The organism is Oceanimonas sp. AH20CE76 (assembly GCF_039654065.1).
Taxonomy (GTDB): domain Bacteria; phylum Pseudomonadota; class Gammaproteobacteria; order Enterobacterales; family Aeromonadaceae; genus Oceanimonas; species Oceanimonas smirnovii.
In genome coordinates this window covers 1,239,511-1,259,632 of record NZ_CP155481.1, presented here as the reverse complement: position 1 = coordinate 1,259,632, position 20,122 = coordinate 1,239,511, and the positions used below count along the sequence as shown (strand labels likewise).

Genomic DNA, 20,122 nt, shown 5'->3' with positions numbered 1-20,122 from the left:
CATGAGCCAGATCCTCACTGCCCAGGCCGCCGCCATGCTGAAGCAATATTGCTCCCGGCTGGCACAGGGCTATGGCATCGATCCCCAGAGCCTGGGCCAGCAGTTTTCTGTCACCGGCCCGCAAGAAACCCGCCTCCGCCAGGCGCTGCTGGAATCCGTCGACTTCTTGAACCGCATCACTATCGCCGACGTGGACCAGATCAAAGGCCAGGTGGTGGACATGGGCATCAGCAGCATCCACTCGGGCCGCAAGGCCTCAGGCCGCTTCATCAAAGAAGTGGGCGTGGGTGGCCACAGCTATGAGCTGACCGAAACCGACTCCGGTGCCCTGTTGCCCTGGTCTACGCTGGCCGTCTGGGCCAACGCCGGCAATGAAGGCGAGTTTCTGCGCCTGGTTAACGAGTTCATTAACCGCACCTTTGCGCTGGATATGCTGCGCGTCGGTTTCAACGGTAACTCCATTGCCGCCAATACCGACCCGGCCAAAAACCCGCTGGGCCAGGACGTAAACAAGGGCTGGCAGCAGTTGGTGAAGGAGTGGAACGGTGGCTCCCAGATTATCGGCTCTGCCCAGGACAAGGTGTATTTCGACCCCGATGGCGGCGGCGACTACAAAACTCTGGACGCCATGGCCTCTGACCTGATTAACAGCACCCTTGATCCGGCGTTTCGCAGCGATCCGCGCCTGACCGTAATGGTAGGTGCCGACTTAGTGGCCGCCGCGCAGGGCCGGCTGTATCAACAGGCCGACAAGCCCAGCGAACAGGTGACCGCGCAACAACTGGCCACCAGCATCGCCGGCCGCCCGGCTATCACGCCGCCCTTCTTCCCGGGCTCCCGAATGGTAGTGACCATTCCGGCCAACCTGCACCTGTACACCCAGCGCGGCACCCGCCAGCGCAGTGCGGCTCACAACCAGGATCGTAAGGGTTTTGAAAGCCAGTACTGGCGGATGGAAGGTTACGCCGTGGGCGAATACCGCGCGTATGCCTCTTTTGATGAGTCAGGTATGGAGATTGGCGCAGCTCCAGCCACAGATCCGGCACCGGCAGGCTAACTGAATGAGCACTCCGGCCCAGCGTCATCGTGACCGGCACCGCGCCCGGCAGGCGGCAGAAAACGCTGCCGACACCGGCCAGGCCACCGGCGACATTGCCCACAGCCTGCACCTGCAGCTGCTGGCACTGGAGCAGGACGAAAAGCGGCTGAAGACGCTGGATCGCATCAGCGACAAGGTGGCCCTGAAGCGCGAGCTGCTGCCCAAGTACCGCCCCTATGTGGAGCAGTACCTGGCTGCGGAAAAGAGCCACCAGAACCCGCTGTTCGCCACGCTCATCGTCTGGTTGTTTGACCTGGAAGAGTTCGAGCAGGCACTGGACTGGGCCGAAGTGGCCATTGCACAAGGCCAGCACACGCCCACCCGCATGAAGCGCGACTTCCCCCACTTTGTGGCGGATACCGTGCTGGAGTGGGCCGAGCAGCAGGCTGCCGAGGGCCAGGCCGTAGAGCCCTATTTCAGCCGGGTGTTTGCTCATGTGGCCAAAGACTGGCGGCTGAACGAAAAGCTCACCGCCAAATACTTCAAGTTTGCCGGGCTGCTGCTGTTGCGCGACGCCACCGGCGAGCCCAGAGCCAGCGCCGTGAGTGACCCGGATGTGCTCGATAAAGCCGATGCCCTGCTGGCAAAGGCACACGAATGGGATCCGGTGGGTGCCCAGGTAAAAACCCACCGGGCCAGAATTGCCATGCGCCTGCGGGCGCTTGAGCAAGACTAGCTCCACGCCGCCGCGCCCCGGCGGTGCGGGAACAGCCAAGGCCATGCCTTAAACGCTGTTGCCCAACACCGTGGCCAGGGGCGCACCTATTAACCAAGAGGGCTGCCATGTTCAGCGGAAACAGCACCGATTATCAGCAGAGCACCATCACCAACGATGGCTTCTGGCCCGACATTGAAGTGGGCGACTTTGAGCGCGACCGCGCCATGCCCGCCGATCTGCAGCCTGCCACCGTGGCGGCGGCGGTGCTGTCTGCGGTGGCCCAGGTCAACCTTGAGCTGGTGTTTACCAAATCAAGGCTGCTGGCCGAGGGGCACGGCAATGCCGCCGCCGTGCCCGGCCCTTCCGTGGGCACCCAGAACATGCTCACGGCGCTTTATCGCCAGGCGGTGTTTGCCCGTGCCAAGGCCGACCTGGTTACCGAGGCCGGCAGCCTGAGCCAGCGCGACACCGGCAACAATCAGGCCACCCAGAGCGGTGATGTGCGGGCCGCTCTGCTGGCCGAAAGCCAGCAGCATATTCGGGCCATCAAGGGCACTCACCGCTGCGGGATTGAATTGCTATGAGCCAGGGCTACTACCTGCACCAGCTGAGCACCGCCATCAAGGACGTGCTGCCGGCCAAGTGCCGTAAGGATTTTGATGCCTGGATGCAGAACGGCACCCTGCAGCTCACACCCAAGGATGGCGGCACCGGTGTGGAGCTGGCCCGGCTCAACTACCAGGCGGTGTTTATGGTGGAAGACCTGCCGTTCCGCGAACTGGATCCGGCCGTGGTGCTGGCCACCGTGGCCGCCTGGCTGCAGGACTTTGATGCCGACCGCGAACGGCTGGAACTGCCCGACCCGGATTATGACGTGGAGCCGATCGACGAGCACAGCGCCGACCTCACCATCAGCGTGCTGTTTTCCGAGCCCCTGCTGATGGTGCCCGACGCTGCTGGCCCCATCCGCTACGGCGGCGAACGCTACCGCCTGGCCCCCTATGAGATCTGGGTGGCGGAGTACGGCAAGTTGTGGGTGAACGAAAACGGCCCCTGGCCGCTGGGAGGGGAAGCGTGATCCGGTTCGATGTAAGGGACGTTCTTTCAGCCGCTCAACTATTGAAGTTGTATGAAATGCCGCCCGAAAAACAAAAGCGGTTTGTATGGCGTGTTGGTAACGAATTAAAGAAAAGCGCAGCAAGAAATATACGGCAACAGAAGTCGCCTGATGGAAAAAAGTGGGAACCAAGAAGACGCAAGCAAAAAAAAGGTAGCCCCAAAAAAATGTTGACTGGGCTGATAGACCTGCTCGTTGTGAAAGGCGAAGACAAGCATTCGACGGTTGGGTTTAGAAAAAGCGAAACATTGCCCGTAAATACCGGCGTTTTAGCAGCGTCACACCAACAGGGAATGACAACGACCCACACACCTAGCAAAGCACGAAGAGATAACGCACGTAAGGGCGACCAGCCAGCATTTGCGACTAAGCACCAAGCTAAGCGATTACGCCTGCTGGGTTACAAGCGTAGGGGAAAGCGCGGCAATTACATCAACGCCTCCTCTAAATGGATTCAGGAAAACGTGACATACCGGCAGGCCGGTTTTCTGCTCAGAGAACTAAAAAATGAGTCACCCAAAAAAAGCTGGCGTATCGAGTTGCCAGCCAGGCCATTTCTCGGAGCCACCGAAGCTGAGCGCGCCAAAATCATCCGCCGAGTTATGAAAGGTATTGATTACGGCTGGAACGTGAAGAAACAACAAACTAAAGGGGCAAGTTCATGATCCCAAGAATTGATGTCAACAACCTGAACCAGATGCAGGGCCCCACCAACGAGGTGGAACGCCACTTCCTGTTTGTGGGCCAGGCCACCAAGAACAACGGCAAGTTGCTCTCCATTAACACCCAGTCAGATCTGGACGACTTGCTGGGCATTGAAGGCAGCCCGTTAAAAACTAACCTGCAGGCCGCCATGCAGAACGCCGGCCAGAACTGGAGCGCCCACGCCCACGTGCTTGCCCTGGCCGAAGACTGGACCGACGCCGTGCTGGCCGCACAAAAGGTCGCATCCTTTGAGGCGGTAGTGCTGCTGGAGCCGGTGACCACCGCCGAGCAGATTAATGCCGCCCAGGCCCTGCGCAACCAGCTGATTGCCACCTGGGGCCGCTGGCAATTCATGATCCTGGCCACCAACGGCATTGTGACCGACGGGGTGGATGCCCAGGACTGGCCCGCCTATGAAGCCGACATGGTCGCGCTGGCCGATGGCATTGCCGCCGACGGCGTCATGCTGGTGCCCCAGTTGCACGGCAACAATGCCGGCGTCATGGCCGGACGCCTGTGCAACCGCGCGGTGACCGTGGCCGATACCCCCATGCGGGTGAAGACCGGGGCTGTGGTCGGCCTGGGCCCGGCACCAGTCGACAGCAACGGCACCGAACTGAGCCTGGCCACCCTGCAGACCCTGGAAGCGGCCCGCTACTCCGTGCCCTGGTGGTTCCCGGATTATGACGGCGTGTACTGGGCCGACGGCAACCTGCTGGACGTGGAAGGCGGCGATTATCAGGTAGTGGAAAACCGCCGGGTGGCCGACAAGGTGGCCCGCAAACTGCGCATTCGCGCCATTGGCCGCATTGGTGATCGCCAGCTCAACAGCACCCCGGGCAGCATTGCCGCCGCCAAGCTCTATTTCATGCGCGATCTGCGGGTCATGAGCAAGTCGGTCACCATTGCCGGCATCACCTTTCCCGGCGAGGTCATGCCCCCCGACGACGACGACATTGCCATTGAATGGCTGAGCAGATACGAGGTGTCCATCTATGTCATGGCGCGCCCCTACGAATGCCCCAAGAAAATTGGCATCAACATCATCCTTGATCTCAGCAACCCGGGAGACAACCAATGAGCCGCCGCATTTCCGGTATGAACTTTGACGTGGAGATCCTTGGGGTCATGGTTCACGTTGAAAAAGCCACCCTCACCATCAACGACAGCACCGCCATTACCCAGACCCGTGGCATCACCGATGGCTATGTGGACGGCGACGTCACCGCCGACGTGGAATACGAGTTCGACACCAAGAACTTTAACCTACTGAGCGATGCCGCCCGCCGGGCCGGCAGCTGGCGGGGCATTGAGCCCCACGATGCGCTGTTCTACGCCAAGGCAGACAAGGAAGAATTCCGCATTGAAGCCTTCGGCATCAAGCTGCAGATCTCCGACCTGCTCGACATTGACGGCAAGGGCGGCAGCAAGCAGGTGCACAAGATTAAGGGCTTTGTCACCGATCCCGAGTTCGTGCGCATCAACGGCGTGCCCTACCTCTCCGCTGACGATACCCGTCACCTGATTGGATAACCGCCATGGATGCCATTGACCGCGCCAATGACACGAGCGACTGGCTGCTGGCCCAGCAGCTGGCCGCCCAGACCGGCCACCACTGCACCGCACCCAGCCGCCACCAGTGTGAAGAGTGCGACGACCCCATCCCCGAGGCCCGCCGGGTAGCCCTGCCCGGTGTGACCCTGTGCGTGGGCTGCCAGACCCTGCTGGAGAAAAGACGATGAACCAGACCCCCTTTGAAAACCTGCACTTCGCCCGCCGTGAGTTTGCCTGCAAATGCGGCTGTGGCTTTGATGCCGTGGACGCCGAGCTGCTGGGCGTGCTGGAGCAGCTGCGTAAAGACCTGGGCAACCGCCCGGTGATCATCACCAGCGCCTGCCGCTGCGACATTCATAATCGCCGGGTAGGCGGTGCCCGCAACAGCGTGCACAAGCTGGGCAAGGCCGCCGACATTCGTGTGAAAGGCCTGCTGCCGGCGCAGGTGGCCGACTACCTGGAACGCGCATACCCGGGCCGGTATGGCATTGGCCGTTACGCCACCTTCACTCACATTGACGTGCGTGAAACACCGGCACGCTGGGGCAAGAACTAAGGAGCCGCCATGAGCGACTGGAAAGACATTGCTACCACAGTGGGCCGCATTGCCGGCACCGTGGCCCCGCTGCTCACCGGCCCCGCGGGCGTGGCCGCCACCATTGGTGCCCAGATTGCCGGCGTGCTCGGCACTGATAGCCGACCCGATGCCGTACAGCGTGAGCTGGTGCAAAACCCCGAGGCCGCCTTAAAACTGCAGCAGTGGGCCCATGAAGAGCGGGAGCAGATCCGCCAGTACAACCTCAGGCTGGTGGATATTCAGCTGCAGGAAACCGAAATCTTTCTGGGCGACGTGCAGAACGCCCGCAAAGAGCATAAAGAAAACACCATGCCGGCACGGCTGACCATTGCGCTGGCGGTCATGGTGGTGGCCCTCACCATCGGGCTGATGGCCATGCCGGTGCCTGATGGTTCCAAAGACGTGGTGTTCTATCTGGCCGGCCAAATCGTGACCGCTTTCCTTGCCGCCGTCACCTACTGGGTGGGCAGCTCCCGGGGCAGCGCGGAAAAACAAAAACAAATCGACCGCATTGCAGGAGGCCACCTTGGGGCAAGTACCCGACTGGCTGGGCGTGGGGATCTCACTGGGGCTGCTACTGGCCGCCGTGCTGACCCCTATTCTCAGTAGCCTGAGCGGCAAGGTACACAAGAATCAGGTCGACAACGCCAACCTGCGGGCCCATGTGGCAGAGAACTACGCCACCAAGCCCGAACTGAAGGAAAGCGTCGACCGCATTGAAAAGCGCATAGACGACGGTTTTACCCGTCTCGACAAAAAACTGGAGAACATCAAATGAGCAAGCAAATCATCACCCTGACCGTGAACGGCACCGATCTGACGTTTGAGCCCACCACTCAGGCCTACAACAAGTACATCAACGAACTGACCATGGATGACAAGGTCGCGCCGGCACACAACTACCTGAACCGGGTAGTCACCGCCGACAGCAAAGACGCCCTGGCCAAGCTGCTGGCCCTGACCGGTGCCGGCCTCAAGATTGCCGCAAAGGTAAATGAAGCGTTCGTCCCCGAGCTTGAGATCAGCATAAAAAACTGACCCGTCGGGTTAACGCGATAGAGGGCAACCAACTGGAGCAGGTGCTGGCACTGCGCCGCCACTACCTGCCCCACGAACCCGACGATGAAGAAGCCCTGGCACGGGCCATCTGGCTCGACAAGCAGCATTGGGACAACACCGGCAACGCCATCGCAACCGGCATAGCAAAGGCATTTAACGGCACATGAAGCACCTGGAACAATTAATGCTCACGGTGAGCCTGGTCGACAAGGTCACCCGGCCCATACAAGGCATTAACCAGCAGATCAGGGAAACCGGAGAGCTGGGCCGCCAGAGCATGGACCGCATGATCAGCGGTGCTGCCGGCCTCGCCGCCTCCGGCGTGGCGCTGTATCAGGCACTGATGCCCGCCATTGAAATGGACAATGCTCTGAGTGAGGTGAAGTCCCTGGGCGTGGCCGAGCAGGATCTCGATAAGCTCAGCCAGACTGCCACCGACTTCTCCATTGAGTTCGGTAAGTCGGCCACCGAGTTTATCGGCGCGGCGTATGACATTAAGTCTGCCATGGGCGATCTCACCGGCGATGAGCTGGCCGGGATCACCAAGTCGTCCGCCGTGCTGGCCGCCGCCACCAAGGCCGATACCGCCACCGTTACTGCCTACATGGGCACCATGTATGGTCTGTTCAAGCAGCAGGCCGATGCCATGGGCCGGGATAACTTCGCCGCCATGGTCGCCGGCCAGACCGCCCAGGCGGTGGAGTCTTTCAAGACCACCGGGGCTGAAATGAGTGCCGCCTTTACCAGCATCGGTGCCGCCGGTACCGCCGCCGGCATTGCCATGAACGAGCAGATGGCGGTGCTCGGCACCCTGCAGGCCACCATGTCCGGCTCGGAAGCCGGTACCAAATACAAGGCATTTCTGGCCGGTATTGCCGGTGCCCAGGACAAGCTCAATATGAGCTTTGTGGACGGCAACGGCAACATGCTGGGCATGGTGCAGATACTGCAAAAGCTGAAAGACAAATTCGGCGACACCCTGACCGTGGCGGAATCGGATGCCCTGAAAAAGGCCTTCGGCTCTGACGAAGCCGTGGCGCTGATCAAGCAGATGATCCCCGACGTGGACGGCCTGGCACACAGCATCGACAACGTGGGCAAACAGACCGGCATGGACAAGGCCACTCAAATGGCCGGCACCATGACTGACCAGTGGGAACGGCTGGAACAAGTCTGGTTTGCCCTGCGTGCCGGCGCCGGGGCCAGCGTGCTGCCCACCATCAATGCGGTGGTGGGCTCCATCGTGGATGGCATGGCCGTGCTGGTGGAATGGACCGACATGTTCCCCCACCTGACCGAGGTGGTCACCTGGGTGGCTCTGGGCATTGGTGGCCTGACCGCCGTTATGGCTGCCTGGAGTGTCATGTCCGGCATCGCCGCACTGGCCATGGGGGCCGTGAGCTGGCCCATTCTGGCCGTGGTGGCCGCCATCGCCGCGCTGATCTGGCTGTGGGAGCCGCTTTCTGCCTTCCTCGGTGGATTTATCGGCACCCTGGCACCGGCCTTGGGCCAGGTGTTCGAACCCTTCGGCGACATTCTGGGCGCAATCGGCAACGGCATCGCCTGGTTGATTGACCTCTTTGGTCTGGCGGGTGAAGGCCTGGATGGCATGGGGCAAGGATTTGTCACCATGCAGGGACTGGGACAGGCCGCCGGCACCATTATCGGTACTGTGTTCAAGCTGCTGATGGCACCGCTGTGGGCGGCCGGCAAGGTGGTGCAGTGGGTACTGGAAAAACTCAACCTGATCCCCGGCATCGACATCGACCTGGGCAGCAGCATGGAGCTGCCCGAACTGCCCAAGGAGACCCAGCAGACCACCCAGAACATTAACCACAATATAGCGCCGCTGCCGGCCGAGGTGCCGCAGGTAACCCAAACCGTGAGCCGCGCCTATCACGACGATCTCGACTTCGAGTTTCCGCCCGCCACTCAGGAAGTGAACCGGGTATATACCGGCGGTGCCCATGTGGGCGGCTCCATGATCAACACCAACGAAGCGCTGATGCCCGCACTGGTGCCCGGCTCTCCCCTGGCCAACACCCCGCAAACCCAGCCGCGCTTTACCGACACCCCGCAAGTGAAAAGCGATCAGCTGATGGCCGGCATTAACGAGCAGCTGCGTACTACCCGCACCCCCGAGTCGGTGCAGTCGCCGCCGTCGCCCCTGATGTCACAGCTGGCCAAAGTGGCTAACCAGAACAACGGCAAAACCGTGCACTTTGGCGACGTGTATATCAAGAACGAACAGGGCATGGATCCCGCCACCCTGGCCGAATGGGAGGAACTTCAGCATGGCTTCTGACCGCAAATACATCGACCTGCTGGTGGAAGACGGCGGCCTGGTGCTCGACGCCGGTGCCCAGCCGGTGACCACCGACAACCGCCACAGCATAGGGCAAGACATTAAACATGCCGTGCTGGAGTCCGGGCTGGCCCGGGCGCTGATTGGCGAGCGCAGCCCCACCCTGCGCGCCGACGTACGCACCCAAATCCGCATTCTGGTGGAGCAGGACACCCGCATTGTGCCCGGCACCGCCGAGGTGCGCGAAGAGGCCGCCGACCGCTACCTGCTCACCGCCCGCACCTATGAATTCGGCGAACTGGAGGTGACCCTGTGAACGCCCGCCCAAACGTAGACTTTACCCGGCTGATTGCCGCCGAGGGCATTCCCACCACCACCGAGGCCCTGGAGCTGGAGCTGGCCCGGGCAGTGGAAGCCGCCGGCTCCATCATCACCAACGACAGCCGCATGTCGCCGTTCTGGCGGCTGCAGCGGGCCATTGTGGTGAAACCGGCCATGTGGCTGCTCAACACCCTGCTGGTGGGCCATGTACTGCCCAACAGCTTTGCCGCCACCGCCCGGGGCTACTATCAGGACCTGAAAGCCTGGGACGTGGGGCTAGAGCGCAAGGCCGCCAAGGCCACCCGGGGCCTGGTGGAGTTCTTTAAAACCGACCCGGCCACCGCCGTGACCATTGAGGCCGGTACCAAGGTCACCACAGAGCGCATCAACGGCCGCAGCTACACCCTGGCGGTGGTGGCCAGCGTCACCATTCCCGCCGGCATGGCCAGTGGACTGGTGGTGTGCGAAGCCACCGAGGCCGGCAGCGCCTGGAACCTGCCCGCCGGTTACTTCTGTATTTTGCCCACGGCGGTAAACGGCATTGAGCGGGTAGCCAACCCGGTGGACTGGATCACCGAGCCCGGAGACGACGAGGAAGACGACGATGCCCTGGGCCTGCGCATTCAGAACCAATATTCAGTGGTGGGGCGCTATCACATTGATGCCGTGTATCGCTCCATGCTGGCCGCCGTGGCCGGCATTCGCTCCGACAACATCTTTTTCGAGCACGACGCCCCGCGCGGGCCGGGTACCGCCAACGCCTACATTCTGATGGAAGTGGGTGCCACACCTCAGGTCCTGCTCGACAAGCTCAACACTCATGTGAGCCACGACGGCAATCATGGCCACGGCGATGATCTGCAGTGCTTTGCCCTGCCCGACACCCAGCACGCGATTACCCTGGATATCTGGCCCCGCGCCTATCTGGGCGATCAGGAAAAAGCCCTGCTCAAGGCCAATGCCGAGGCCATGATACGCGCAGCTTTTCGGGAGACCGCTGATTACTCCGGCATTACCCGTACCAAACCCTTTGGCCGGTTCAGTTTCAGCCGTCTGGGGGCCGAGCTGCATGCCGCCCTGCCCGACATCGACACTCTGGCCTTTGGTCAGACCGATATTGACAGCGCCCGAAGCATTCCGCGCCTGTCTTCACTTACGGTAACTCTGCATGGATAAACATCGGCAACAGGCCCCGGAGCTGCCCGAACACACCGCCCCCTGGTGGATGGACGGCCGCGAGCAGCGGGAGCCGCATTTTCTGAGCAAGGGGCTGAACGGTTTCTGGCGCAAGGCCTGGCACTGGCTGCTGTTCCCGTTGCGCCAACTCGACCCGTTGGAATGCAGCGAGGCCATACTGGACCTGCTGGCCTGGGACCGAGGCATTCAGCGCTTCAGTAACGAACCGCTGAGCCTGTATCGCAAGCGGGTGAAATACGCCTTTGCCAACGCTCAAGACGCCGGCGAGGCCGCCGGCTTCAAGCGCATCTTTGAGCGGCTGGACATTGGCTGGGTGGAGCTGCACGAACGCCAGCCAAACCAACCCTGGGACGTGATCACCATTGAGCTGGCCGACACCGAGCTGGCAGCCAACCAGCAACTGCTGAACGTGCTGATCCAGCACTACGGCCGAACCTGCCGCCGCTACCGCTTTCAGGTGGTATATCCGCACCCCCTGCGCCTGCACGCCGCCCGATTCAGCGGCAGTTATCAAGTATTTGGAGCAAAATTAGGATGAGCCAAACCGCCATTACTCTCGCTTTTGAACAGCACCTGGCAGAGCTGCAGCTGGGTGGCCAGCCGGTGGTGCCCGACGAGTTTGTGCTGGCCTACCTGCCGGGGCTGGACCTTAACACCCCTATCGACCGCGCCGCCGGCCTGCCTCCGGCCGGACAGATAGTCCACCGCCAGCCGGTGGATCAGCGCGGCAAGGTCAACGCCAACGGCGTGGCCTACTCCATCATCATGGACACACGGGTGGGTGACTTTACCTTTAACGCCATGTATCTGGTGCATAAAGCCAGCGGAATGGTAGCCATGGTGGTGCACAAGGTCGATGAAGATAAGCTGGCTAACCAGGGCCACAACCAGCCAGGCAACAGCCTGGTGAAGTCCATGCTGATGGAATATCAGGGCGCTGCTGAGGCCACCAACACCCATGTGGATGCCGGCACCTGGCAAATCGACTTTACCGCCCGTCTGATGGGACTGGATGCAGATATTCGTCTGCAGGCTCTCGACCATTACGGCAAGATCGCCTTTATTGACTCCGGCTTTGTCGTGACTCCCGGTCAGGGCGGGAATGAGTTTTTGGTAGCCCCGGGCCTGGGCTACATTGCTGGCTTACGCACCGAGCTGAGCAGCGTGCAGTCTGTAACCGTATCCCAGCGCCCTGCTGTGCTGTATGCCGATGTATACCACGCCGGCACGCTGCTCTCGGACTGGCATACCCATGTGGAAATAAAGGCCAGCAGCACACCGCTCACCGATTACACAGACGAAGCCGGATATCCCCATTATGTGGTCCCGCTGGCCAGCCTCGCCGCCAACGGCACTGTCTCTGATCTGCGCGGTCGCGGCGGCCTGTGGTGGCATGAGCACCGCCCTGATGCGCATACAAAAGACCAGGTAGGACTCAGCAAGCTGGAAAACTGGAGCTGGAGCCACAGCTACACCGACGCCACCGGCGGTGCGAGCAAATACGCCAGCGGCAAGGCCGTGGCCGATGCCTATAACGCGCTGAACAGCGCCAAACTGGACAAAACCGGCACGGCAGCGAACGCGGCCAAACTCAATGGTCAACTGGCAAGTTATTACCTTGAATGGAACAACCTGACAGGCAAGCCGGCTACCTTTCCGCCATCCAGTCATGCTCATTCCTGGAATAGTATCACCGGCAAGCCAGCCACTTTCCCACCCTCAGGCCACAATCATGACGAGCGGTATTTGGGAAAAACTGCCAAAGCGGCTGATTCAGCCAGGCTGAACGGCGCAATTGATTCGGAAAACAGCACAGGCAGCACTATCGTCAAACGTAGTAGTAGCGGCGACATTAACGCCCGCCTGTTTCGCTCTGAATATGATACTACCAATGCCTCCGTCAATTTCATTATGACGCAGGTGGATACGGCAGGTAACAACTACATTCGCCCCACCACCCCAGAACAATTCCGAGCTGGCGTGACCGATTCGTATTACTTAGGTAAAACCGCCAAGGCTGCCGACTCAGACAAACTGGACGGACAGCACGGCAGTTATTACCGCGCCTGGGGAAATATTACCGGCAAGCCAGCCACTTTCCCGCCCTCAGGCCATACCCACGACGACCGCTATTACACCAAATCTCAGAGTGACGGACGCTATCTGGGAAAAACAGCTAAAGCAGCTGATTCAGACAAACTGGATGGTCAGCACGGCAGTTATTACAAGCAAAATGATGTTTATACCGGTTCGAATCATGCCAACACATCATTTCCAATAGGACACATTTTAACGGCGTGGGTACATACCAATTATGCAACAGATAACCTTAACAAAACCTGCAAGCTTTACCTGAATACAGGCAATTATGGCACCTATGCTTCAGATTGGTACGCAGGATACAGAGGAGCCGCATTGCCAGGAACATGGGTATATCGGGGATATGGTGGTACGCCCGGCGGGATATCTGGTGGGATTTTTCAGCGAATAGCATAAGGAAAAGCAAATGCACGTAATTGGACAGCCTGTATGGGGCAACGCCAAGCAAACCTATGTTGTGCTCACCATGGAGTCGGCTGAATTCGGTGAAATTGAATTTGTTGCCGATCCTACTGACTGCGTTGAACGTGGCCGAGAGCTATACGCCCGAGCCTTGGCGGGAGAGTTTGGTGAAATTCTGCCGTTTACAGCTGAGCAGCCTCCAATTTCTGAGGTTCTGACTACTAAACACACCCAAATCAACCAGTGGCGCGATAGTCAGGAACAAGCCCCGGTAGAGCACAACGGCCACCGCTGGGATGCCGACCCCACCAGCCGCGCCCGTATCGAGTCGGTGCTGCTGGCCGGTGCCATGCCGCTGGATTACTGGACTGATGCCGACAACACCGACCGCCCCATGACCCTGGAGCAGCTGCGCGCGCTTTATGCCGCCATCGTGCAGCAGGGTGGCCGCATTCACGACCGCCAACGGCAGATGAAAACCGAAGTCGCCGCCCTCACCACCATTGAAGAAGTCCAGGCCTACCCCGTTGGCTGGCCCATCGAGGAGCCGGCATGAGCTGGAGCCAACGCACCCTGACCTGGCCGCCGAGTGCGGCCAGTATTGAAACCGCCGCCGGCACCGTGCTGGCCACACTACCCGCCGCTCAGCAGCAGGCAATCAGTGCCCTGAACAGTGCTGCCGGCGCTGTCGGCTTCAAGCCCCATGCCCTGAGCACCGAGGCCGCCAGCCTGCTGCACCTGCGCGACCAGCTCAACCAGCTGCTGGTCAGCGGCCAGCGCATTACCGTGACCCCCTACGACCACGACGTAGGCAGCAGGGAACAGAGCGGTCATTATCTGGCCCCGGGTAACGCTGCCAAGCGCCTGGCCGACAAGCTGCAGGACGGCACCGACCCGCACCGCCCCCAGGGGCAGCTGCAGGTGCTGGGCCTGCTGGTGACCGCCGCCACCCTGGGCGAGTTCGCCAATGCCCTGGAAAGCCTCACTCGCGTGCTGCCCATCCCGGAGCTGTGCACCTGTGCCCGCCGGGCTAAGGCCGAGCTGCAGCATGACCAGACCCGCATGCAAACCCCAAGCACCGCCCTTACCCCCAAGTGGGTACCAGGCCGGCACAACGCCGCGCCCCTTCGTCCGGCTGCCGCTGCTTTAGGCGCGCAACTGGCGCAGCTGGAATCTCTTGCAGCCGATGCACAGACCCCCGTGGCCAAACTTACCGCTCTGGCCGCCAAACGAGCCGACTGGCTCAGCCGGCAGCAGCAGGCCCTGAACGACCTTAAGGCCGGGCTGAGCGGTAACTTCTACACCCTGCAGGCCAGCGGCACCCCGGGCACCGTAGCTGCCGGCCTCACCGGCGGCCTGCCAAGCTATGAGCGGGCATATACTGCCGCCGTGCTGCTGGCTTCAGACCAACCTCTGACGTTTTTCAAGGAGCTGCTGCCATGATAGCCCTCGACGGCGAACTGCTGCGCATCAAGTCTCCCCGCATCACCCTGAGTATGGAATTCAAGGAAAAGGACACCTCCGGACAGACTTCCGGCACCAACGGTGCCGAACAGGGTGAAAAAGGCAAGGAGTTGCAAATCACCGGGCTGATCCCTTTCAAGGATCCCATGGCCCTGGCACGCCTGTTTGAACTGGCCCAGGACAAGGGCGACGGCAACGCCCGCAAAATCTACCGCATCGGCTGCGAACTGGCCGAGGCGGTAAAAATCTACCAGGTGAAATTCGCCGGCCGCATCATGGCCCCCGAGCAGGAAGGACTGCTGGCATGGCGTGTGTCCTTCACCCTGCGCGAGCACCTCTCGGTACCCGAAAAGCGCGAACAACGCGCCCCTAAACCCGAAGCCACCATTGCCCAGAGCACCGAGGGCACCACACCGGTACAGCCGCCACCCGCAGAGGGAGAGGAAAAGCGAGAACTGAGCAGGGCTGAAAAAGTGTTGAAGTACCTGGACGACAAAGTAGCCGGTAAAAAGAAGGAAGAAGAACCAGATGAAACTGAATAAACGCATCACCATTAACGGCGAAGAACGTCATCTGGTAAGTGATAAATGGATGCTGGAGCTGTCTTCCGCAGGGCGCGGCTTTGTCACCGTGCAGGGCAGCGTACAGCCCAACACCCTGGTACTCTTCGACATGGGCTATGGCACCACCCTGCACCGCTGGTTTACCGGCATCGTTACCCGGGCCGAGCCCGCCGACAACGGCCACAGCCGTCTGCTGGTAAAGGAGCTGTCATGCGCCTTGGGATTCAGGTTTACCATGAGCCAGCAGCACGCCACCTTTCGCAGCGTGATCACCGAGCTGGCCGAAGAGACCGGGCTCAATTTTGTGCTGCCCGATGCCGAATACGTCGATACCCCCATCCCCAACTTTACCACCGCCGGTACCGGTGCCCAGTTGCTGCAAAACGCCGGTCGCGCCTTTCAAATCCCCGAGTTCTGCTGGTACCAGCAACCCGACGGCAACATTTACGCCGGCAGCTATCAGCACTCCCACTGGCCTTCCCGCCCGGTCACCCTTGAAGCCGAGCTAACCAGCCAGCAGGCCGGCGGCAACAGCCTTACCATGCTGGTGTCACCCGTCATGCGCCCCGGAGCCCTGGTGAACGGCCACCGCATCACTCACCTTGAGTTCGACGGCACCAACATGACCCTGCGCTGGCAGGGCAAGCAGAAAACCGCCCAGCAGCGGCAAATGGAGCAGAGCTTTCCCGAGCTGGCCGCCGGCTTTCACCTGCCGGTGTTCGGCCGAGTAGTGGCCGCCGCCGACACCGCCCAGGCCGGTGAGCTGAACGATCCGTTCCGCCCCCGCTACGCCGTGGACGTGCAGCAGCTGGACGAGAACGGCCAGCCCGACGACGAAGTGCCCGTGTTTAAGGCCGTGCCCGTTCCCGTGCTGTTCGGCGGCCCCGAGCAGGGCCAGTTTCAGTACCCAGTGGAAGGCACCCTGGTAGAGCTGGGCTTTGCCTTTGGCCGAGCCGATCAGCCCTTCATTCGCACCGTGCTGGGCAGCGGCTGGTCACTGCCCGATATTCAGCCCGGCGAGCAGCTCACTCAGCAACGCGGCGAGGTGTATCAGCGCACCGACAACGCCGGCAATCACACCCTGGCCACCGACCAGAGCATTCACCACATTGCCGCCCAGCTCACCCAGCAGGCCGACAACTACCAGGGCGAGTTCGGTAACCACCACACCATGGTGGCCCAACACAGCACTGAAGACGTGGCCGGCCGCAAACTCATAGAGGCATTGGGTGCCATAGAACTGCTGGCCGGCGACGACCTCACCCTGGCCACCCTGGCCAACCTGCAGCAGGTGGCCGCCGGCGAGCGGGTGGACGTGACCGGTGCCGACTACCAGCACAGCGTAGGCGGCAACAGCACCACTACCATCACCGGCGATGAGCAGCGCACCACTCAGGGCAACACCACCGAGCACACCACCGGCACCCGCAGCAGCACCGCCAAAGCCCAGGTGATACAGGGCAGCAGCATCGTGCTAGGCAACGGCACCCACAACATGCTGGCCCTCATGATCAGCATGATGGCCGAGGTACAAAACGCCCTGCAGAAGCTCGACAACCACACCCACCCCAACCACAACACCCCGCCCAACGTGCAGGGCCAGGTAGCCGGCCACGCCGGCAACGTGGACACCATCAAGGGCAATCTGCAAAGCTTCACCGGCTAAGCCCCACACACCCACCCAGGCGGCCCACAGCGGCCGCCTTCTTGTATCCGCACCCCACCAGCACCAGACCGACGCCGCCACGTAAACCGTCCACGCACGCGCTCACCCCACGGAAACCGCGCTCCTCCGCGCCCGCCTTCGCGCTTTGCGTCATAAAAATTATGAAATTCTGCGGGTGTGCAAAACCAACCGCCAACCCTCGCTGTTACAGGGATCTGCGGGGGATCTGAGGATCTGCAACCAATGAAGGAAATTGCACGAAAATGAAGGAATTAGAGCGCTGGCAGATCACCGGCAGGATCAGCAAACCCGCTCACCGCCTGACGTTCGCGCCGTTTACGTGGAGAAAAAGAAAATGGTAATTAATGCAGAGCAAAATCAGTTTTTGCTGCAATGTCAGTCACAGAAAGAGGTTCAGACCAAACTCGCATCACAGAAAAATTTCAATCAACTTCAATCAAGTTATGAAGCTGAAAAGACACGAAAAGAAAATTGCTGGAAAAATTCTGCTGCCACTTTGCTGCCATTTAATGCAACTTGGTGCAGTTTGAAATCTGGGGGAAAGTGCTTAAATCGTTGCTAAGTGCTTGATTTATAATGGTGCCCGGAGCCGGACTTGAACCGGCACGCCCTTACGAGCGAGGGATTTTAAATCCCTTGTGTCTACCGATTTCACCACCCGGGCGTAGACGTTTTCGAGATAGAATATGGAGGCGCGTTCCGGAATCGAACCGGACTAAACGGATTTGCAATCCGCTGCATAACCACTTTGCTAACGCGCCATGCATGTCTTTGATATGGGCAGCATTTTAATGCTCGCTGCCGCCCAGTCAACTGGTTTTACACTTTTTGCAGCTGTTCGCATACTTTTTATGCGCAAATGCGGTTTTACCGGCAATTCGTCGCTACTCGCTGCGGGTCAGGTCGTTCCAGGCAGCTTTAAAGTAATCATAGGCAGAGAACAGAGTCAGACCGGTGGCCACATACAGCAGCACATAGCTGGCCCACACCATATAAATGCTCTGTTGCCAGATAAGGCCAATCAGTGCCAGCATCTGAATGGTCGTTTTCCATTTGCCAATCCAGCTTACCGCCACCCGTGAGCGTTCACCAATGCCAGCCATCCACTCCCTCAGCGCCGAGATAATAATCTCGCGGCTGATCATCAGCATGGCCGGAATGGTTACCAGAATACTGCTGTAGTCATCCACTATCAGCACCAGGGCAGCCGCTACCATTACCTTGTCGGCAACCGGGTCGAGAAAGGCACCAAAAGGCGTGCTTTGCTTGAGCTGGCGGGCCAGAAAGCCGTCCAGCCAGTCGGTCGCGGCAGCCACGGTAAACACCACTGCTGCCCAGAAGTATCCCCACTCAACGGGCAGATAAAACAGCACAATGAAGATGGGGATCAGCAAAATGCGAAAGAACGTCAGAGAATTAGGGACATTTATCATTGTTATTCAAACCAAGGGAGATGCAGCTACATGGTGCATGATGAGACTCAGTGATGCAACGCATCGTGTATCTTTTCTGCCAGTGCTTTGCTGATGCCGGGCACTTTGGCCAGCTCTTCCACACTGGCCCGTTTTACTTCCTGCAAACCACCCATGTATTTCAGTAGTGCCTGCCGGCGTTTGGCCCCTATACCGGGAATGGTTTCCAGGCTGCTGGTGACTCTGGCCTTGCCCCGCTGGGCACGGTGACCGGTAATGGCAAAGCGGTGAGATTCATCCCGAATATGCTGAATAAGGTGCAGCGCCGGCAAGTCGGCCGGCAAATGCCGCTCTTCATGCGTCTGCCCCATGATCAGGGTTTCCAGCCCGGGCTTGCGGGTAACGCCCTTGGCAACCCCAATCAGTACCGGCTTTCTGGGGCTGTCGGCCAGGACATCAGCCATCACACTTTCTGCCTTGCTGAGCTGGCCCAGGCCGCCGTCAATAAAGAGCACATCGGGCAGCGTGTCGGGATCCGCCCCGTCAAAGCGTTTATACAGGGCCTGCTCCATGGCGGCATAGTCATCGCCGGGCGTAATGCCGGTAATGTTAAAGCGGCGATAATCGCTTTTGCACGGGCCGTCTTTGTCAAATACTACACAGGACGCCACGGTTTTTTCACCCATGGTATGAGAGATATCGAAACACTCCATGCGGGCAATATCGGGCATGGCCAGCACGTCCTGCAGCTGCGCCAGACGCTGACGCTGAGTGCTGCGGTGAGCCAGCCGGCTGGCCAGGGCCGTCTCTGCATTGGTGCAGGCCAGCTTGACAAAGCGGGCCCGTTCACTGCGCACGGCACTGCGCAAACGCACCCGGCGGCCATAGTGCTGAGTCAGGGTATCGCTGAGCACGGTTTCATCGGGCAAAGTGCGGTCCAGCAGTACTTCTGACGGTGCTTCCCGGCCGTTAATGCCGGAAAGATAAAACTGCAACACAAAGCTTTGCAGGATTTCCTCGGCGTCGGTATCCGGGGCCATGCGCGGAAAATAACTGCGCCCGCCCAGCACCTTGCCCTGACGAATAAACAGCACCTGCACACAGGCCTGGCTACGCTCCACGGCAAGGCCAATGACATCGAGATCGTCAAGCACATTGCCACTGACAAACTGCTGCTCCTGCACCCGGCGCAGCGCCTGCAGCTGATCGCGAAAGCGGGCCGCATCTTCAAAACGCAGCTCACCGCTGGCCTGCTCCATACTGTCGGCCAGATCCGTCAGTACCTGCTGGTTCTTGCCCTGCAAAAATAACCGGGCCAGCTGCACCTGATGGGCATATTCTTCATCACTCACCAGCCCTGTTACACAGGGGCCGGCACAGCGCTTGAGCTGATAAAGCAGACAGGGCCGGCTGCGATTGGCATACATGGTGTCTTCACACTGGCGCACCGGAAACAGCTTTTGCATCAGATGCAGGCTTTCCCGTACGGCAGCACCGTTAGGATAAGGGCCAAAGTATTCGCCGCGCTTCTTGCGGGCACCGCGATGAATGCTGATGCGCGGATGGGCATGATCGGAGATCAGAATATAGGGGTAAGACTTGTCGTCGCGCAGCAGCACATTGTATTTGGGCAGATACTGCTTGATCAGGTTGTGCTCAAGGATCAGCGCTTCGGTTTCGGTGTGGGTCACCGTCACCTGCACATCACAAATCTGGCGTACCAGAGCACGGGTTTTCTCGCCACTCACATTGGTGCGAAAATAGGATGACAGCCGCTTTTTCAGGTTTTTGGCCTTGCCCACATAGATCACCACACCGCCGGCGTCATACATGATGTAAACACCGGGCTGATCAGTGACTACCTTAAGAAAGGCTTTGGCATCAAAGGGCTGACTCATAAAC

25 protein-coding genes and 2 tRNA genes are annotated in these 20,122 nt (G+C 60.1%); 23 read left to right on the top strand and 4 right to left on the bottom strand.

What is annotated here, in order from left to right:
- Window position 1 precedes the first annotated feature (1 nt).
- The 23 genes from N2M06_RS06150 to N2M06_RS06040 all read left to right on the top strand — a co-directional run bounded on the left by N2M06_RS06150 (window position 2) and on the right by N2M06_RS06040 (window position 17,370).
- The gene (locus N2M06_RS06150) at window positions 2-1,057 is read left to right on the top strand and encodes a phage major capsid protein, P2 family (RefSeq protein ID WP_346351939.1); all 1,056 of its coding nucleotides are present in this window, start codon (window positions 2-4) and stop codon (window positions 1,055-1,057) included.
- Window positions 1,058-1,061: 4 nt separating this feature from the next.
- Entirely contained in the window at window positions 1,062-1,775 is a 714-nt protein-coding gene (gpM, locus tag N2M06_RS06145) for a phage terminase small subunit (protein ID WP_346351938.1), read from the top strand.
- A gap of 107 nt (window positions 1,776-1,882) precedes the next feature.
- The gene (locus tag N2M06_RS06140; protein WP_019934029.1) at window positions 1,883-2,341 is read left to right on the top strand and encodes a head completion/stabilization protein; all 459 of its coding nucleotides are present in this window, start codon (window positions 1,883-1,885) and stop codon (window positions 2,339-2,341) included.
- A complete protein-coding gene (locus N2M06_RS06135) occupies window positions 2,338-2,835 on the top strand; it encodes a phage tail protein (protein ID WP_346351937.1) in 498 nt (165 codons plus the stop codon). The genes N2M06_RS06140 and N2M06_RS06135 overlap by 4 nt, the downstream gene beginning before the upstream one ends.
- Window positions 2,832-3,539, top strand: coding sequence for a phage virion morphogenesis protein (locus tag N2M06_RS06130; RefSeq protein WP_346351936.1), 708 nt, complete (start codon window positions 2,832-2,834; stop codon window positions 3,537-3,539). Before N2M06_RS06135 ends, N2M06_RS06130 begins: the two co-directional genes overlap by 4 nt.
- A complete protein-coding gene (locus N2M06_RS06125) occupies window positions 3,536-4,660 on the top strand; it encodes a DUF2586 domain-containing protein (protein WP_346351935.1) in 1,125 nt (374 codons plus the stop codon). Before N2M06_RS06130 ends, N2M06_RS06125 begins: the two co-directional genes overlap by 4 nt.
- The gene (locus N2M06_RS06120) at window positions 4,657-5,112 is read left to right on the top strand and encodes a DUF2597 family protein (protein ID WP_346351934.1); all 456 of its coding nucleotides are present in this window, start codon (window positions 4,657-4,659) and stop codon (window positions 5,110-5,112) included. The genes N2M06_RS06125 and N2M06_RS06120 overlap by 4 nt, the downstream gene beginning before the upstream one ends.
- A gap of 5 nt (window positions 5,113-5,117) precedes the next feature.
- Entirely contained in the window at window positions 5,118-5,321 is a 204-nt protein-coding gene (locus tag N2M06_RS06115; protein WP_346351038.1) for a TraR/DksA family transcriptional regulator, read from the top strand.
- Window positions 5,318-5,689, top strand: a complete 372-nt coding sequence (locus tag N2M06_RS06110; RefSeq protein ID WP_346351933.1) for a D-Ala-D-Ala carboxypeptidase family metallohydrolase — start codon at window positions 5,318-5,320, stop codon at window positions 5,687-5,689. Before N2M06_RS06115 ends, N2M06_RS06110 begins: the two co-directional genes overlap by 4 nt.
- Before the next feature lie 9 nt (window positions 5,690-5,698).
- Window positions 5,699-6,319 carry a hypothetical protein gene (locus N2M06_RS06105; protein WP_346351040.1) on the top strand — a complete coding sequence of 207 codons (621 nt, stop codon included), beginning with the start codon at window positions 5,699-5,701 and terminating at the stop codon, window positions 6,317-6,319.
- Window positions 6,237-6,488 (top strand): hypothetical protein, encoded by a 252-nt coding sequence (locus N2M06_RS06100; RefSeq protein ID WP_346351041.1) that lies wholly within the window; start codon window positions 6,237-6,239, stop codon window positions 6,486-6,488. The genes N2M06_RS06105 and N2M06_RS06100 overlap by 83 nt, the downstream gene beginning before the upstream one ends.
- A complete protein-coding gene (locus N2M06_RS06095) occupies window positions 6,485-6,748 on the top strand; it encodes a putative phage tail assembly chaperone (protein WP_346351042.1) in 264 nt (87 codons plus the stop codon). Before N2M06_RS06100 ends, N2M06_RS06095 begins: the two co-directional genes overlap by 4 nt.
- A gap of 41 nt (window positions 6,749-6,789) precedes the next feature.
- Complete coding sequence (locus N2M06_RS06090) at window positions 6,790-6,936, top strand: hypothetical protein (protein WP_166670299.1); 147 nt, start codon at window positions 6,790-6,792, stop codon at window positions 6,934-6,936.
- Window positions 6,933-9,074: a phage tail tape measure protein gene (locus tag N2M06_RS06085; protein ID WP_346351932.1), complete on the top strand. Its 2,142-nt coding sequence runs from the start codon at window positions 6,933-6,935 to the stop codon at window positions 9,072-9,074. Before N2M06_RS06090 ends, N2M06_RS06085 begins: the two co-directional genes overlap by 4 nt.
- Window positions 9,064-9,390, top strand: coding sequence for a DUF2590 family protein (locus tag N2M06_RS06080; RefSeq protein WP_346351044.1), 327 nt, complete (start codon window positions 9,064-9,066; stop codon window positions 9,388-9,390). Before N2M06_RS06085 ends, N2M06_RS06080 begins: the two co-directional genes overlap by 11 nt.
- On the top strand, window positions 9,387-10,571 hold the full coding sequence (locus N2M06_RS06075; RefSeq protein WP_346351931.1) for a baseplate J/gp47 family protein: 1,185 nt from the start codon (window positions 9,387-9,389) through the stop codon (window positions 10,569-10,571). The genes N2M06_RS06080 and N2M06_RS06075 overlap by 4 nt, the downstream gene beginning before the upstream one ends.
- Window positions 10,564-11,130, top strand: a complete 567-nt coding sequence (locus N2M06_RS06070; protein WP_346351930.1) for a phage tail protein — start codon at window positions 10,564-10,566, stop codon at window positions 11,128-11,130. Before N2M06_RS06075 ends, N2M06_RS06070 begins: the two co-directional genes overlap by 8 nt.
- Window positions 11,127-13,088: a phage tail protein gene (locus tag N2M06_RS06065; protein ID WP_346351929.1), complete on the top strand. Its 1,962-nt coding sequence runs from the start codon at window positions 11,127-11,129 to the stop codon at window positions 13,086-13,088. The genes N2M06_RS06070 and N2M06_RS06065 overlap by 4 nt, the downstream gene beginning before the upstream one ends.
- Before the next feature lie 10 nt (window positions 13,089-13,098).
- Window positions 13,099-13,650, top strand: coding sequence for a DUF4376 domain-containing protein (locus tag N2M06_RS06060; protein ID WP_346351928.1), 552 nt, complete (start codon window positions 13,099-13,101; stop codon window positions 13,648-13,650).
- Complete coding sequence (locus N2M06_RS06055; RefSeq protein WP_346351927.1) at window positions 13,647-14,537, top strand: hypothetical protein; 891 nt, start codon at window positions 13,647-13,649, stop codon at window positions 14,535-14,537. The genes N2M06_RS06060 and N2M06_RS06055 overlap by 4 nt, the downstream gene beginning before the upstream one ends.
- Window positions 14,534-15,100: a hypothetical protein gene (locus N2M06_RS06050; protein WP_346351926.1), complete on the top strand. Its 567-nt coding sequence runs from the start codon at window positions 14,534-14,536 to the stop codon at window positions 15,098-15,100. Before N2M06_RS06055 ends, N2M06_RS06050 begins: the two co-directional genes overlap by 4 nt.
- Complete coding sequence (locus N2M06_RS06045; protein ID WP_346351925.1) at window positions 15,087-16,787, top strand: hypothetical protein; 1,701 nt, start codon at window positions 15,087-15,089, stop codon at window positions 16,785-16,787. Before N2M06_RS06050 ends, N2M06_RS06045 begins: the two co-directional genes overlap by 14 nt.
- 253 nt (window positions 16,788-17,040) lie before the next feature.
- Window positions 17,041-17,370: a hypothetical protein gene (locus N2M06_RS06040; RefSeq protein ID WP_346351924.1), complete on the top strand. Its 330-nt coding sequence runs from the start codon at window positions 17,041-17,043 to the stop codon at window positions 17,368-17,370.
- Between the two features lie 15 nt (window positions 17,371-17,385).
- Here the strand turns inward: N2M06_RS06040 and N2M06_RS06035 are convergent.
- The 4 genes from N2M06_RS06035 to uvrC all read right to left on the bottom strand — a co-directional run bounded on the left by N2M06_RS06035 (window position 17,386) and on the right by uvrC (window position 20,118).
- A tRNA-Leu gene (locus N2M06_RS06035) sits at window positions 17,386-17,472 on the bottom strand.
- 23 nt (window positions 17,473-17,495) lie between these two features.
- Window positions 17,496-17,569: transfer RNA gene (locus N2M06_RS06030), tRNA-Cys, on the bottom strand.
- A gap of 123 nt (window positions 17,570-17,692) precedes the next feature.
- Window positions 17,693-18,241: a CDP-diacylglycerol--glycerol-3-phosphate 3-phosphatidyltransferase gene (gene pgsA, locus N2M06_RS06025; RefSeq protein WP_026344700.1), complete on the bottom strand. Its 549-nt coding sequence runs from the start codon at window positions 18,239-18,241 to the stop codon at window positions 17,693-17,695.
- Between the two features lie 47 nt (window positions 18,242-18,288).
- The gene (gene uvrC / locus N2M06_RS06020; RefSeq protein ID WP_317074703.1) at window positions 18,289-20,118 is read right to left on the bottom strand and encodes an excinuclease ABC subunit UvrC; all 1,830 of its coding nucleotides are present in this window, start codon (window positions 20,116-20,118) and stop codon (window positions 18,289-18,291) included.
- Window positions 20,119-20,122 lie beyond the last annotated feature (4 nt).